General features: G+C 68.4%; 13 protein-coding genes. 4 read left to right on the plus strand and 9 right to left on the minus strand.

The genetic code is table 11. The features are described 5' to 3' along the window. Positions 1-115: 115 nt before the first annotated feature. Entirely contained in the window at positions 116-1,459 is a 1,344-nt protein-coding gene (locus BR47_RS0113610) for an MFS transporter (protein WP_029119844.1), read from the plus strand. A 2-nt stretch (positions 1,460-1,461) separates the two neighbouring features. Here the strand turns inward: BR47_RS0113610 and BR47_RS0113615 are convergent, their stop codons facing one another. Together BR47_RS0113615 and BR47_RS0113620 are read right to left on the minus strand one after the other, a co-directional pair. Beyond that, the gene (locus tag BR47_RS0113615) at positions 1,462-1,905 is read right to left on the minus strand and encodes a nitroreductase/quinone reductase family protein (protein WP_029105822.1); all 444 of its coding nucleotides are present in this window, start codon (positions 1,903-1,905) and stop codon (positions 1,462-1,464) included. Next, positions 1,898-2,749, minus strand: coding sequence for an NmrA family NAD(P)-binding protein (locus BR47_RS0113620; protein ID WP_029119845.1), 852 nt, complete (start codon positions 2,747-2,749; stop codon positions 1,898-1,900). Before BR47_RS0113620 ends, BR47_RS0113615 begins: the two co-directional genes overlap by 8 nt. A gap of 91 nt (positions 2,750-2,840) precedes the next feature. Here BR47_RS0113620 and sigI point away from each other — a divergent pair, with 91 nt between their 5' ends. Both sigI and BR47_RS0113630 read left to right on the plus strand, forming a co-directional pair. After that, positions 2,841-3,698 (plus strand): RNA polymerase sigma factor SigI, encoded by an 858-nt coding sequence (gene sigI / locus BR47_RS0113625; protein WP_029119846.1) that lies wholly within the window; start codon positions 2,841-2,843, stop codon positions 3,696-3,698. A gap of 121 nt (positions 3,699-3,819) precedes the next feature. Further along, positions 3,820-4,188 carry a SpoIIAA family protein gene (locus BR47_RS0113630; protein ID WP_029119847.1) on the plus strand — a complete coding sequence of 123 codons (369 nt, stop codon included), beginning with the start codon at positions 3,820-3,822 and terminating at the stop codon, positions 4,186-4,188. Between the two features lie 65 nt (positions 4,189-4,253). On the opposite strand, the gene BR47_RS0113635 is transcribed toward BR47_RS0113630, so the two are convergent. From BR47_RS0113635 to BR47_RS0113660, 6 genes are all read right to left on the minus strand, one after another. Continuing rightward, on the minus strand, positions 4,254-5,936 hold the full coding sequence (locus tag BR47_RS0113635) for an acyl-CoA synthetase (protein ID WP_051634791.1): 1,683 nt from the start codon (positions 5,934-5,936) through the stop codon (positions 4,254-4,256). A gap of 154 nt (positions 5,937-6,090) precedes the next feature. Next, positions 6,091-6,228, minus strand: coding sequence for a YbdD/YjiX family protein (locus BR47_RS32610; protein ID WP_020104039.1), 138 nt, complete (start codon positions 6,226-6,228; stop codon positions 6,091-6,093). After that, a complete protein-coding gene (locus BR47_RS0113645; protein ID WP_020104038.1) occupies positions 6,228-8,522 on the minus strand; it encodes a carbon starvation CstA family protein in 2,295 nt (764 codons plus the stop codon). The genes BR47_RS32610 and BR47_RS0113645 overlap by 1 nt, the downstream gene beginning before the upstream one ends. Positions 8,523-8,566: 44 nt before the next feature. Continuing rightward, positions 8,567-10,093, minus strand: a complete 1,527-nt coding sequence (locus tag BR47_RS0113650) for an ATP-dependent DNA ligase (RefSeq protein ID WP_029119849.1) — start codon at positions 10,091-10,093, stop codon at positions 8,567-8,569. A gap of 35 nt (positions 10,094-10,128) precedes the next feature. Further along, the gene (locus tag BR47_RS0113655; RefSeq protein ID WP_029119850.1) at positions 10,129-10,491 is read right to left on the minus strand and encodes a GatB/YqeY domain-containing protein; all 363 of its coding nucleotides are present in this window, start codon (positions 10,489-10,491) and stop codon (positions 10,129-10,131) included. Positions 10,492-10,546: 55 nt separating this feature from the next. Continuing rightward, complete coding sequence (locus tag BR47_RS0113660) at positions 10,547-12,079, minus strand: molybdopterin-dependent oxidoreductase (protein ID WP_029119851.1); 1,533 nt, start codon at positions 12,077-12,079, stop codon at positions 10,547-10,549. Between the two features lie 101 nt (positions 12,080-12,180). Here BR47_RS0113660 and BR47_RS0113665 point away from each other — a divergent pair, with 101 nt between their 5' ends. Further along, positions 12,181-13,233, plus strand: a complete 1,053-nt coding sequence (locus tag BR47_RS0113665; RefSeq protein ID WP_081831296.1) for a phosphotransferase family protein — start codon at positions 12,181-12,183, stop codon at positions 13,231-13,233. Here BR47_RS0113665 and BR47_RS0113670 read toward each other — a convergent pair. Beyond that, entirely contained in the window at positions 13,224-13,973 is a 750-nt protein-coding gene (locus BR47_RS0113670; RefSeq protein WP_020104033.1) for a sulfite exporter TauE/SafE family protein, read from the minus strand. The two genes, BR47_RS0113665 and BR47_RS0113670, sit on opposite strands and share 10 nt — an antisense overlap. Positions 13,974-14,079 lie beyond the last annotated feature (106 nt).

Here is a 14,079-nt window from a genome sequence, read left to right on the forward strand (position 1 = left end):
TGAATCTGTGAATCGTGCAAGGAAAACGGCGCTGTGGCCGAATTCCATTCCGTACCGTCGGTTCGCCGCAATGATGTGCCCACACCCGATTCGTTGCCCACCGTTGGAGAGCAGCATGACCGCACTGACCGAAGACACACCGACGCCGTCGGGCCGCGCAGCGACCCGTCGCGCGATCTGGAACACCATCCGGGGATCGTCGGGCAACCTCGTCGAGTGGTACGACGTCTACGTCTACACCGTCTTCGCCACCTACTTCGAAAACCAGTTCTTCGACAAGGCCGACCAGAATTCGACGATCTACGTGTACGCGATCTTCGCGGTCACGTTCATCACCCGGCCGATCGGGTCGTGGTTCTTCGGCCGCTTCGCCGACCGCCGGGGGCGCCGCACCGCACTGATGGTCAGTGTGTCGCTGATGGCGGCCTGCTCGATGGTGATCGCCCTGGTTCCGTCGCGCGCCAGCATCGGTGTCGCGGCGCCGATCATCCTGATCATCTGCCGGCTGGTGCAGGGTTTCGCCACCGGCGGCGAGTACGGCACATCCGCGACCTATATGTCGGAGGCGGCGACCCGGGAACGCCGCGGGTTCTTCTCCTCGTTCCAGTACGTGACCCTGGTCGGTGGGCACGTGCTCGCCCAGTTCACCCTGCTCATCATCCTCACGGCGCTGAACACCGCGCAGGTGAGCGAATTCGGTTGGCGCATAGCGTTTGCGGTCGGCGGTGTCGCGGCGGTCGTGGTGTTCTGGCTGCGGCGCAGCATGGACGAGTCACTTTCCGAGGAGACCCTCAAGGCGGTTCAGGAGGGTAAAGACGCGAGTGCCGGTTCGATGCGTGAACTGTTCACGCGCTACTGGAAGCCGCTGCTGCTCTGCTTCCTGATCACGCTCGGCGGCACCGTCGCGTTCTACACGTACAGCGTCAACGCGCCGGCGATGGTGAAGGCGACCTACAAGAGCCAACCCATGACCGCGACCTGGATCAACCTCCTCGGGCTGATCTTCCTGATGCTGATCCAGCCGATCGGCGGCATGATCAGCGACCGCGTCGGCCGCAAACCCCTACTCCTGTGGTTCGGATTCGGCGGTGTGGTCTACACCTACGTCCTGATCACCTACCTGCCGCAGACGCACTCGCCGATCCTGTCGTTCGTGCTGGTGGCCGTCGCGTACATCATTCTCACCGGATACACCTCGATCAACGCGCTGGTGAAGTCCGAACTGTTCCCGGCCCACGTGCGGGCGCTCGGCGTCGGCGTCGGCTATGCGCTGGCCAATTCGATTTTCGGTGGCACCGCGCCCCTGATCTACCAGGCCCTCAAGGCCCGAGGTGACGTGCCGCTGTTCATCGTCTACGTCACCGTCTGCATCGCGGCGTCGCTGCTGGTGTATCTGTTCTTCCTGAAGAACAAGTCCGACACCTACCTCGACCGCGAACAGGGCAGCGCCTACCGCTGAGATCAGCCCAGCGGGTCGAACCGGAAGACGGCGAGTCTTCCTGCCAGCGCCTCGAATTCGTCGGGTGTGCCCTCGGTGACCATGCCGGAACTCTTGGCGAACTTCACGCCGACGGGTACCTGCACCGGGAACTCACGTAGCACCGGCCGTGCCTCGTCGACCGTCAACTCGGTGATCCGCACGGGCCGCGACTTGCGGCCCCGCGTCAAGGTGCCGGTGCCGGCGGCGCGGGCGTTGAGGGCCCAGTGCGCGCCGGGATAGCCGGCGACGGCGTACATCTCGCCGTGCACGACGAACGGTGTCATCGGCGTGCTTCGCGGTGTACCGGTCTTGCGGCCGGGCACGGTCAGCACCATCGCGGGGCCGACGGGGATGCCGAGCTTCCCCACGGCGACAACGACTTTGTTCATCGGCTTGAGGTAGCGCGGCGGTCGCGGATCAGACATGGCTGGTCTCCAAACGCGGGGTGAAGGCGCCGCGGTGCCGGCCCACCCAGGCGGCGAAGGTCTGGGCCGGGCGGCCGAGGATGCGCTCGACCTCGTCGCTCACCCGCGCCGGGGTGTCGACGGTTTCGGCGAGCAGCGCGGTGTAGGCGGTACCGAACTCGGCGGGGAAGCCGATGGCGACGAACCGCGCGCGGACCTGTTCGACCGGGATTTCCCGGTAGCGCAGGTCGCGCCCCAGCACCTCGCCGACGATGGCGAGCAGCTCGGCGTTGGTGAGTGCCTGCGGCCCCGTCAGCGGAATCTTGCGGCCGTTCAGGTCATCGGTGAGCAGGGCGCGCGCGGCGACGGCCGCGATGTCGGCTTCGACGATGGGTGCGCTGGAGGCCTCCGCATAGGGTCCGGCCACAACGTCACCGGCCTGCAGTTGCCCGGCCCACATGCCGATGAAGTTGGTGGCGAACAACGCCGGCCGCAGGCTCACCCACGGCAGTCCGGAGTCGACAGCCAGTTGTTCGACCTCCTTGTTGCGGTCGCCCCGCAGACGCGACGGCTGCCGGGTGAAGTCTTCGTCGACGTTCATCGCGGACAGCGCGACCAGCTTGGCGCCGGAATCTTTGGCGGCGTCGACCGTCCACGCCAGGTCCGGACCGAGGGCACGCGAATTGAGGAACACCGCGCTCGCTCCGGCGATGCCGTCGCGGACGGATGCGACGGTCTCGACCCCGGCCGGGAGCTGTGGGGACGGATTACGGGTGACGGCACGGACTTTCATGCCCGCGGCGTGTAATTGTTCGACGAGGGGGCGACCGACGTTGCCGGTGGCCCCGGTGATGAGAATGGTCATGAATCAAGGACGGAGTACCCGTCGCTAATGTTACGACCCACGGGATGCGGCGGTGCGGTAACTTTTCACCACCCTGGATCGTCTTCAACTGATGACAGAAACCACTGAGTTCACCGCGGCCTGGCGCCACCACCATCCGTATCTGGTCAACCTCGCGTACCAGATGCTCGGTGACGTCGGCGACGCCGAAGATGTTGCGCAGGAAGCGTTTCTGCGGCTGTCCCGCACAGAGCCAGGCGAGATCGAGGACGTCCGCGCGTGGCTGACGACGGTCGCCGGCCGGCTGTGCCTCGACCTCGTCCGGTCGGCGCGGGCGCGGCGCGAACAACCGACCGAGCAGGACGAGATGCCGCCACTGGCATCGAATGAGCCGGACCCCGCCGACCGCATCACCCTCGACGACGAGGTGTCGAGCGCCCTGCTGCGGGTGCTCCGGCAGCTGAGTCCCGGTGAGCGCGTGGCGTTCATCCTGCACGACGTCTTCGGCGTCCCGTTCGAGTCGATCGCCGAGACCGTCGGCCGACCCGTCGGCACGTGCCGGCAGCTGGCCCGCCGGGCCCGGGCGAAGGTGGCCGGTACCGACAGGCGAGCCGACGACGTCGAGGCGACCGAACATCAACTGGTCACCGAGAAGTTCATCACCGCCTGCGCCGGCGGCGACGTGCAGACGCTGGCCGCGGTGCTGGACCCGACGGTCTGGGGCGTCGGCACGGTGCTGAGCGATCCGCCGATCCCGCCGATCGTCAACCACGGACCGCAGCGGGTCGCCGAGAATCTCATGCTGTACCTCGGACCGGGGACCACCGTCGTCGCCGGACCGCTCGGCCAACCCGTCCTGCTGGCGTTCGCGCACCGGCAGCTCTTCGCGGTGGTGGTCCTGACGATTCGCGACGGTCTCGTCGCCAAGATCGAGGCGACAGCCGATCCGCTGGCCCGGTTCGGGGCATGATCAGCTCCCGCGAGAAGACGCAAAACTGTCGTTTTCGTCGCGAAGTTGACAGTTTTGCGTTCCCCCGCAAGCGGGAGGTGCCCCCAGCTCGCGAGGCACGGCTGCGCCGTAGGCTGGCGCCATGATCGAAGTGCTGTCAGACATGCCCGACGGCGTGACCGGCATTCGGGTGTCCGGTCGGGTGAGCGGTGACGACATCCGCGAATTCGAGCCCACGATGGACGATCTCGTCGTCGGTGGTGAGATCAGGATCGTCGAGGTCATCGCCGCCGACTACGAGGGCTTCGGCCCGGGCGGACTGGTCGAGGATCTGAAGGTCGGTTTCGGTGCGCTGTTCAAACACCATTCGGCGTTCAAACGCATTGCCGTGGTGTCGGACAAGCCGTGGGTGGCGCACACGCTGCATGCCGTGGCCTGGATGATTCCCGGCGAACTGCAGATCTTCGGGCTCGACGCGCTCGACCGCGCGAAGGAGTGGGCCGCCGGCTGAGCTGTCGGCAGACAGCGAACGGCCCCCTCTCGGAAGAAAGGGGGCCGTTCTACTTCTGGCGGGATCTAGTCCTGCAGCGCCTGCTCCTTGGCCCACCTGTAATCGGCCTTGCCCGCGGGGCTGCGGACGATCGTCGGCCGGAACACGACGGCCTTCGGCAGCTTGTAGCGCGCGATGGATTCCGACGCGTGCTTGATGAGTTCGGCGGCGTCGGCCTCGGCACCGTCGGCCAGTGCCACGACCGCGACGACCTCGTTGCCCCAGCGCTCGCTCGGGCGTCCGGCGACGACGACGTCGACCACGGCTGGGTGCGAGGCGATGGCGGACTCGACCTCTTCGGCGAAGATCTTCTCGCCGCCCGAGTTGATGGTCACCGAGTCGCGGCCGAGCAGCTCGACGGTGCCGCCCTCCAGCAGGCGGGCACGGTCGCCCGGCACCGCGTACCGGATGCCGTCGATCACCGGGAAGGTCTTGGCCGTCTTGGCGGCGTCGCCCTTGTAGCCGAGCGGCACGTGGCCCTCCTGCGCCAGCCAGCCGTTGCCCTCATGGCCGGGGGCCAGCAGCGAGGTGAAGTCCTCCGAGACGATCCGGGTGGCCGGACCGGCGGTGAAGGTGCCGCTGGAGACGTTGGCCTTGGTCGACACGTGCGACATCTGCGCGCCGGTTTCCGACGAACCCACGCCGTCGATCACCATGGCGTTCGGCAGTGCGGCGACAAGCCGGCCCTTCACGGCCGGCGTGAAGAGGGCGCCGCCGTTGGCGACGACGACCAGCGACGTCGGGTCGTGGCTACCGTCGGCGATGGCTTCTTCGATCGCGGTGACCAGCGGCCGGGCCATCGCGTCACCGACGACCGTCGCGATCGCGATCTTCTCGCGGGCGATGGTCTCGACGATCTCCTTGGCGTTGAAGCCCTCGACCTCCTGGGCGAACACGATGGTCTGGCCGTTGTTGATGCCCGTCATCACGCCCCACTGAGCGGCGCCGTGCATGAGCGGCGGCAGGATCATCATCCGCATCTCGGCGGCCGCCGAGGCCCGGTCGACGATCTCCTGGGCAGACTGCGCCGGCTCGCCCGTCATCGCGTTGCGGCCGCCGAACGAGGCCATGAAGATGTCGTGCTGGCGCCACAGCACGCCCTTGGGCATACCGGTGGTGCCGCCGGTGTACAGCACGTAGAGGTCGTCGGGCGACGGCGTCACCGGCGGCGGCGGGACGTCGGCGTTCACGATGGTCTCGTAGTCGACGGCACCGGGCAGCAGGTCGTTGCCCGAGCTGTCGGCGATCTGGATCAGGACCTTGAGGTTCGGCAGATCCGGCAGCACCTCGGCCAGCGTCGGCGCGAACGCGGCGTGATAGATCAGGGCGGAGGCACCCGCGTCGTTCAGCAGGTACTGCAGCTCGGCCTTGACGTAGCGGTAGTTGACGTTGAACGGCGCCACCCGGGCGCGGAACGCGCCGAGCAGGGATTCGACGAACTCGGGGCCGTTGTACGCGTAGATGCCCACCAGGTCCTGGCCCACTTCGTGGCCGGCCAGCTGATCGCGCTCGGTGTGCACGCCCAGGCCCTGCGCGTGCAGGTAGGCGGCGAGCCGGTTGGCGCGGGCGACAACCTCGGCGTAGGTGAAGCGGCGATCGCCCTGAATGATCAGGGTGCGGTCCGGGATGGCTGCAGCGACGGCGTCGGTGACGTCGGAAACCGTGAACAGCACGTTTCTCCTAAGGCTGGTGGGGCAACAACTGGACATCTGTCCATACACTCATTTAGTACCACGGAGTGAGGGTCGTCTCTTTTGGTACCACCCTGTGAGGTGCCGACAGCGGTGTGCGTCCACTGTGCGGGCGGTTGTGTAGACGACCGTTGCGCCCCGGCCTGACGATCGGCTGTTCACCCGGGCGGGCTCAGCAGCAGCGGCCCTGCGGGTTGCGGTCCGCGGCGCGGTGCCGCGCCTTCCAGTACTCGCGCTCGGTCAGCACCGGCTCGCCGGGATGCGTGCGGCCGTGGTGCTCCAGGTATCGCGCGTAGTGGTTGTCGCCCATCAATGATGACCAGTACCAACGGGCTTTTGCGGTGATCCTGCGTGCGTCGACCAGTACTCGTCCCATTGCTTCTGCACCTCCTTCTCGGCGTCGGTGGCGAAGAGGCCGCGCGGCGCGAACCGCCGTGACGGCACCGGCTCGTCGTCGGTCAGTGGCCGGCCGCCGCCGCGGATGGCTTGCAGGGCGACGACGATGCCGACGACCACGACGACCACCACCAGCAGCGCGAACACGATGGACAGCGTGCCCTGGATGAAGGTGTTGCGGATGACGGCGTCGATCTGGTCGGGGTTCTTGGCCGAGCCGAAGCTCGTCTTGCCCGCCGCCTTGGCCGCCAGGTACTGCGAATGCTGTTGCCAGTAGCCGATTTTGGGGTCGTGGGAGAAAATCTTCTGCCACGATGCGGTGAGTGTGACCAGGGCGTCCCAGAACAGCGGCAGCCCAGGAATCCAGGCCCACTTCAGCAGCCCCTTCTTGATCACCACGACAGTGACGACCGTCAGCGCGATGGCCGCGAGCAGCTGGTTGGCGATGCCGAACAGCGGGAACAGTGTGTTGATGCCGCCGAGCGGGTCGGTGACACCCATCAGCAGGATGCTGCCCCAGCCCGCGACGACCAGCAGGCTGCAGGTCCACGCGCCGATACGCCAGCTGGGGTCACGCAGCTTCCGCAGCGGCCCCCCGAGGTTGCCCAGGGCATCGGACAGCATGAAGCGCGCCACGCGGGTGCCCGCGTCGACGGTGGTGAGGATGAACAGCGCCTCGAACATGATCGCGAAGTGGTACCAGAAGGCCTTCATGCTCGACCCGCCGAACACCTGGTGCAGCACTTCGGACATGCCCAGCGCCAGCGTCGGTGCGCCGCCGGTACGCGAGACGACCGAGTGCTCACCGACATCGGTTGCCGCGGCGGTGATCTGCTGCGCGGTGATCGGAGCTCCCGACAGCCCCAGCCCGTTCGCATACGTCGCGGCCGTGGCCGCACTGTTCCCGGTCGCCGCGCCGGGGGAGTTGATCACGAAGTACAGGTGCTGGTTGAGGATCGCCGCGGTGATCAGCGCCATGATCGCCACGAACGACTCGGTCAGCATGCCGCCGTAACCGATGAGCCGCGTCTGCCCTTCCTTCTCCAGCAGCTTCGGCGTCGTGCCCGAGGAGATCAGGGAATGGAAGCCCGACAGCGCGCCACACGCGATGGTGATGAACAGGAACGGGAACAGCGCGCCGGCGAACACCGGACCGTCGGCCCGCGTGGCGAACTGCGACACCGCGGGGGCCGACATGACCGGGTGGGCGATCAAGATGCCGACGGCCAGCAGCGAGATGGTGCCGACCTTCATGAACGTCGACAGGTAGTCGCGCGGCGCGAGCAGCAGCCACACCGGCAGCACCGACGCGGCCAGGCCGTAGACGATGATGCACCACGACAACGTCACCTTCGACAGCGTGAACCAGTCTGCACCCCAGGATGTTTCGGCGACCCAGCCGCCCGAGACCACCGCGAGCAGCAGCAGCGCGACGCCGATGAGCGTCACCTCGGACACCCGGCCCGGCCGCAGATACCGCAGATACAGCCCCATGAAGATCGCGATCGGAATCGTCATCGCGATGGAGAACACGCCCCACGGGCTTTCGGCGAGCGCGTTGACCACGACGAGCGCCAGCACCGCCAGCAGGATCACCATGATCACCAGCACCGCGACGATCGCGGCGATGCCGCCGATGGGCCCGAGCTCGTCACGCGCCATCTGGCCCAGGGACCGGCCGCGCCGCCGCGTCGAGATGACCAGCACCAGATAGTCCTGCACACACCCCGCGACGACCGCGCCGACGATGATCCAGATGGTGCCCGGCAGGTAACCCATCTGCATGGCCAGCACCGGGCCGACCAGCGGGCCGGCGCCGGCGATGGCCGCGAAATGGTGACCGAACAGCACCCGGCGGTCGGTCGGCATGTAGTCGGTGTCGTTCTCGAGGAGCTCGGCCGGGGTGGCGTGATCGTCGCGGGGTTTGACGATCTTCATCTCGATCAGCCGCGCATAGAACCGGTATCCGATGACGTAGGTGCAGATCGCGGCGATGACGAACCACACCGCGTTGACCGTCTCGCCGCGCGCGAAGGCGATGACGGCCCACGCCACCGCGGCGAGCACCGCGATGACGCCGAAGATCACCCGATGCCGGGCGGTGATGGGCGAGCGGTCGACGATCGCGACCGGTGGCAGGTCCGGGTCGGTACGCACATAGGTGATGTCACCGACGGATTCGTCGGGGTGTGCGGTGGCTGGTGACATGCCCCACATCCTGTCATCGGTGGCTCCGGATCGTGGGGTAACCCTCAGCGTTCGTACAGCGACCGGACGGTGTCTATGGTGTCGGCCTCGTCGGGCCGCTTGTCGTCGCGGTAGCGCAGCACCCGCGCGAACCGCAGCGCCATCTTTCCGGGGTAGCGGCTGGACCCCTGCACGCCGTCGAACGCGATCTCGACGACCTGCTCCGGCCGCAGCCGCACGACGTAACCGTTCATCGGGCCGTCGGCCAGTTCGGTGAATCGCGCGGTCTGCCAGTCCAGCATCGCGTCGGTCATGCCCTTGAAGGTCTTGCCCAGCATGACGAAACCGCCGGTGGCCGGATCACGCGCGCCCAGATGGATGTTCGACAACTTGCCCGTGCGCCGCCCCGAACCCCACTCGACCGCGAGCACCACCAGATCCAGTGTGTGCACCGGCTTGACCTTCAGCCAGCCGGCGCCGCGCCGGCCCGCCTCGTACGGTGACTCCGGGTGCTTGGCCATCACGCCTTCGTGGCCGGCGGCCAGGGTGTCGTCGAGGAACTGTTGCGCGACAACCGAATCGGCGGTGACACAGCGCCGCACCCGGAGCGGCTCGGGGACGACCTCGTCGAGCGCTTGGCGGCGGTGCTCGGCCGGCTGGTCCAGCAGGTCGGTGCCGTCGCGGTGCAGGATGTCGAAGAAGTACACCGAAAGTGGTTGCGCCCCATCGTCAGAGCGTTTGCCGATCCGGGAGGACGTCACCTGGAACCGGTGCGGGCGCCCGTCGGGCCGCATGGCCAGGGCCTCGGCATCCGCGATCAGGTCCGTCACCGGCAGTTCCAGCACCGCGCGCACCACGTCGGGCACCCGGGCCGTGATGTCGTCGAGGCTGCGGGTGTAGACCGACACCTCGGTGCCGGAGCGATGAATCTGCAGCCGAACGCCGTCGAGTTTCGTCTCGAATATCGCCGCGCCACCGAGCTTTTCGAGGGCGTCGCCGACATCGGTCGCCGTCTGCGCCAGCATCGGGCTCACTGGCCGGCCCACGGTGAGGGTGAAACGCTGCAGGCCGTCGGCGCCGTCGGACATCGCCACCGCCGCCACGGTGGCCAGGTTGCCGCTGAGCATCGCGGCACGGCGCACCTCGGCGGCGGGGATGCCCGTGGCCTTCGCCACCGCGTCGGCCATCACCCCGGCCAACGCGCCCTGCCGCAGCCCGCCGCTGAGCAGCCCACGCAGGAACGTCTGCTCGACCGCGGTGGCCGCGCCGAACAGTGAGTGCAGCAGCGTGGTACGCGCGGCGGCCGAACCCGGGCCGGCCACCGCCTTGATGGCCGACAGCGCGGCGTCGACCTCGGTGACGGTCAGCGTCGAGTCGCCGTCGGCCGGCGGCGGCAGCGAGCGCAGCGCCGCCCAGCCGACCCCGATCTGGCGCTGCGGCAGCTCGCCCGACAGCCAGTCGACGACGATCGCGACGGTCGCCGGATCGTCGGCCGCGCTGCCGAGGAGGGCCGCGATGCGGCTGATCTTCGCGGACCTGGCAGACACCGCACCGACTTCGGCCGAGGCCGTCGCGACGTCGGAGAGGAGCACGACCCCAGCTTGGCACGGGGCACCGACAATGTTGTTCAGTCGGCGCAGAGGAGCTCGCTCAGTACCTGTGCCTCCGCCTCGACCTGCACCGCGCGGTCGTCGTGGCCCATCGACCGCAGTTGTCCGGCCGCGGCTCGGCGTTCGTCGGCCTCGGTTTCGATCAGCTCCCGGATCTGGTCCTCGGTGAGGTGCCGGCGGGCGACCTCGGCGGCGCCGAGGCCGTGGGCGCTGTCGGCGATGGCGCCGGCGCGGGGCAGGGGCACGTCCGGCGTCTCGGCGTTGTCGATGGCACTGAGCGCGCTGCGGAGCGCCGCAGTCGCCACGTTGTCCTTCGCCTTGCGCGCCGCGATGAGTCGGGCCCGGAGGCCGGTGCGCCACTGCTGGGCGGGTTCGGTCATCCGGTCACCGTAGTGACGCGAATCCGGCTCGCCAAGTGAATATTTCGGGCTCCGGTCACGCGACGGTGAAGGGCACCGAGTGCCAGCCCGTCGCGCCGTCGGGGACGGCGCCGGCGACCTCGGAGGTCTGGACCGCGCCGGTGTTGTCGGTGGCGCGCACGGTGATGGTGTGGCGCCCGGGCTGGTCCGCCTGCCAGGTGTAACTCCACAGCCGCCAGGTGTCGTTCGAGTACGCGGCGCCCAGCGTCGCCGGTCGCCACGGGCCGTCGTCGATGCGGACCTCCACGGCACGCACCCCGCGGTTCTGCGCCCACGCGACGCCGCCGAACGTCGCGGTACCCATCGGCACCGCGGACCCGGCGCGCGGCACGTCGATGCGTGACTCGGTCTTGATGGGCCCGTGCGCGGACCAGCCCAACCTCGTCCAATAAGCCTGTGCCCGGTCGAATCTGGTGAGTTCGAGGTCGACGAGCCACTTCGTCGCCGAGACGTAGCCGTACAGGCCGGGAACCACCAGCCGCGCCGGGTAGCCGTGTTCGGTCGGCAGCGGTTCGCCATTCATGGCGACGGCGAGCAGCGCGTCGCGGTTGTCGGTCAGTGCCTCGACGGGCGTGCCCGCCGTGAACCCGTCGATGGACTTGGACAGCACCATGTCGGCGTCCGCGTGAACACCGGCCCGGGCCAGCAGGTCGCGCACGCGGTAGCCGGTCCAGGTGGCGTTCGATATCAGGTTGCCGCCCACCGGGTTTGACACACAGGTGAGCGTGACCACCTTGTCGATCGCCTCGAACTGCGCCAGCTCGTCGAAGCGAAAGGTGACCTCACGATCGACCATCCCGTGGATCCGCAGCCGCCAGTCCTGCCGCTGCACCTGCGGGACGGACAGTGCGGTGTCGATGCGGTAGAAGTCGGCGTTCGGCGTGATGAACGGCGGCAGGTCCACCCCGGCCGGCTGCACATCTGGGGGGATCGGTGGTCCCGGCATCTTGGGCGCCGGCGGGGTGTAGGCGCTGCGGTCACCTGCGACCGACGACGCGGCGCGGCCCAGCACGGTCCCGATGACCCCGGCCAGCGTGCCGGCGGCCAGGAAGCCCAGCGCCGCCAGCGATCGGCGGCGGCCGGCATCGGTCTCTGTATCTGCCTCCGGTTCCGGGGCCGCGGGACTGAGGCGATCGGAGACCAGCAGCCGCAGGACCGCGATGCCCGCGGCCGCGCCGACGAGCGACGGCGCGACGTCGATCGGGCGGGCGCCGGTGCGCGACAGCACCGCGGCGCCGCCCAGCACCCCGGCCAGTCCCAGGGCGATGCTGCCGAGCTTCCGGTCCTCGAATTGTGCTGTCACCATGGCGATCACCGCGATGGCCACGAGCACGGCCACGGTCAGGAACAGCTTGTCGTTGGTGCCGAAGGTCTGGATCGCCCACTCTTTGAGCGGTCCCGGGGTCAGGTCGATGACCACCGACCCGACAGCGGTGCGGGAATCGGCATGTGGCCCAAGCGGAATCGCCAGGAGCGCCGCCACACCGAGGGCAACGGCGGCGGCCGCCAGTCCGGCCAGCGATCGGTGCGGATCCAGTCGAAGTGCCACACGTTCACAGTACGACGCACCCGCTGTGCCGACGCCAAATGAAAACGGATCGTAAGAATTGGCTGCCCGTTCGGCTGATTCCGGGCCAGAATCACTGCATCATGCAGCCGACTCTGACCGACCGTGACCGAGACATCGTCCAGAACTGGATTCGCGCCGAGGGGTTGGGTGAGCACGTCACCGCCGTCGAACCGCTGACCGGCGGCACCCAGAACATCGTGGTGCGACTGCACATCGACGGCCGCCCGGTGGTGTTGCGCCGCCCGCCCCGGCATCCGCGGCCGACCAGTGACAAGACGATGCAGCGCGAGATCGCCGTACTACGGACCCTGGCCGGGACCGCGGTGCCGCATCCCGCCTTCATCGCCGGCTGCGAGAACCCGTCGGTGCTCGGCGTCGTCTTCTACCTGATGGCCGAGGTCGACGGCTTCAACCCCGGCGAGGAACTCTCGCCGGCCTATGCCGCCGACTCCGGTCTGCGGCACGACGTCGGGCTGTCGTACGCGGGAAGCCTGGCGCAGCTGGGCAACGTCGCCTGGGAGGGCAGCCCGTTGGCGGCCATCCGTAAGCCGGGATCGTTTGTGGCACGACAGGTTCCGCAGTTCGTCGGGCTGCTGCAGAGTTATCGGCATGACCACTACGATCCCGAATCGCTCGACGGGGTCGAGCAGCTGGCGACCTGGCTGACCGACAACCGGCCACCCGATGGCGAGCCCGGCATCATGCACGGCGACTGTCACCTCAACAACGTCATGCTGCGCCACGACCGGCCGGAGCTGGCGGCGTTCGTCGACTGGGAGATGTGCACCGTCGGCGACCCGCTGCTGGACCTGGGCTGGATGCTGGTGTGTTGGCCGACCGCGCCCAACGCCATCGTGGTCGGCGCCGCGCTGGCAGAGGCCGGTGGTCTGGCCGGTCGTGACGAACTGCTGGACGCCTACCTCGCCGCGGGTGGCCGCCGCACCGAGCACCTGGACTGGTACATCGCGATGGCCTGCTTCAAGCTGGGCATCGTCATCGAGGGCACCTGGTCGCGGTTCCTGGCGGGCCTGGCAGACCGTGAGGCGGGGGAGAAGCTGCATGCCTCGGCCACCGAGCTGATACACCTGGGTGTCCGGGTTGCCAAGGGAGACAACCCGTTCGCCTACCGGTAGGCGTCGTAACCCAGCTTGGCCGCCAGCGCCAGGCCGCCCAGCGCGATGGCCAGCCGCAGCGGGGTCGCGGGAGCATGGCGGACCACGATCGGGCCGAGCCGGGCGCCGATCAGGCAACCCAGGCCGAGCGGCCACACGGCAATCCAGTGCACCGGCGCCAGCGCGATGAAGCCAATGCCGGCAACACCATTGGCCGCCCCGAGGACGACGTTCTTGGCGGCGTTGGCATGCGCGAGCGATTCGCTGCCGCCGTGCAGGAACAGCGCCAGCAGCATCACGCCCGCCGCGGCGCCGAAATATCCGCCGTACAAACAGATTGCGAAGATCGCGACGGAGATGAGCACCGAACGCCAGCGGCCGGGCTCGTCGTCCGCGCCGCGGCGCTGGGGTATCGCGATGGTGAGGCTCGACAGTGCCAGCAGGATCGGCACCACCTGCTCGAAACCCTCGGCGGGAAGGGACAGCAGTAGTGCCGCGCCGGCCGCGCCGCCGAGGACGGCCATCGGCATGACCCGGCGCAGCCAATGGCCCATGCCCTCGAGTTCGGGCAGTGAACCCCACACCGATCCGATGGTGTTGAAGGTCAACGCGACGGTGTTGGTCACGTTCGCCGCCACCGGCGGCAGCCCGGCCATCAGCAGGGCCGGGTACGTCGCGACGGACGCCAGCCCGGCGATACTTCCGGTCAGACCGCCTGCGATACCGGCGACGAGCAGAAGTAACGCGTGCTGCCAGCTCATCGCGGCAAACCCTACAACCTCGCGATTTGTGCACGAAAATCCGCGCTGACCGCGGAATAGCGTGCACGAAACGCGGCGGTAACTGTCGTCCGATAGAAACATCTGC

The sequence above is a fragment of the Mycobacterium sp. UNC410CL29Cvi84 genome (assembly GCF_000686745.1).
GTDB classification, from domain to species: Bacteria; Actinomycetota; Actinomycetes; order Mycobacteriales; family Mycobacteriaceae; genus Mycobacterium; species Mycobacterium mucogenicum_B.

What these genes read in the sequence shown, in the direction of transcription:
- BR47_RS0113665 (WP_081831296.1), top strand. Translation starts at nt 12,181, where the DNA reads ATGCAGCCGACTCTGACCGACCGTGACCGAGACATCGTCCAGAACTGG.
- BR47_RS0113615 (WP_029105822.1), bottom strand. Translation starts at nt 1,905, where the DNA reads ATGTCTGATCCGCGACCGCCGCGCTACCTCAAGCCGATGAACAAAGTC.
- BR47_RS32610 (WP_020104039.1), bottom strand. Translation starts at nt 6,228, where the DNA reads ATGGGCGACAACCACTACGCGCGATACCTGGAGCACCACGGCCGCACG.
- BR47_RS0113645 (WP_020104038.1), bottom strand. Translation starts at nt 8,522, where the DNA reads ATGTCACCAGCCACCGCACACCCCGACGAATCCGTCGGTGACATCACC.
- BR47_RS0113635 (WP_051634791.1), bottom strand. Translation starts at nt 5,936, where the DNA reads ATGTCCAGTTGTTGCCCCACCAGCCTTAGGAGAAACGTGCTGTTCACG.
- BR47_RS0113620 (WP_029119845.1), bottom strand. Translation starts at nt 2,749, where the DNA reads ATGACCATTCTCATCACCGGGGCCACCGGCAACGTCGGTCGCCCCCTC.
- sigI (WP_029119846.1), top strand. Translation starts at nt 2,841, where the DNA reads ATGACAGAAACCACTGAGTTCACCGCGGCCTGGCGCCACCACCATCCG.
- BR47_RS0113655 (WP_029119850.1), bottom strand. Translation starts at nt 10,491, where the DNA reads ATGACCGAACCCGCCCAGCAGTGGCGCACCGGCCTCCGGGCCCGACTC.
- BR47_RS0113610 (WP_029119844.1), top strand. Translation starts at nt 116, where the DNA reads ATGACCGCACTGACCGAAGACACACCGACGCCGTCGGGCCGCGCAGCG.
- BR47_RS0113630 (WP_029119847.1), top strand. Translation starts at nt 3,820, where the DNA reads ATGATCGAAGTGCTGTCAGACATGCCCGACGGCGTGACCGGCATTCGG.
- BR47_RS0113670 (WP_020104033.1), bottom strand. Translation starts at nt 13,973, where the DNA reads ATGAGCTGGCAGCACGCGTTACTTCTGCTCGTCGCCGGTATCGCAGGC.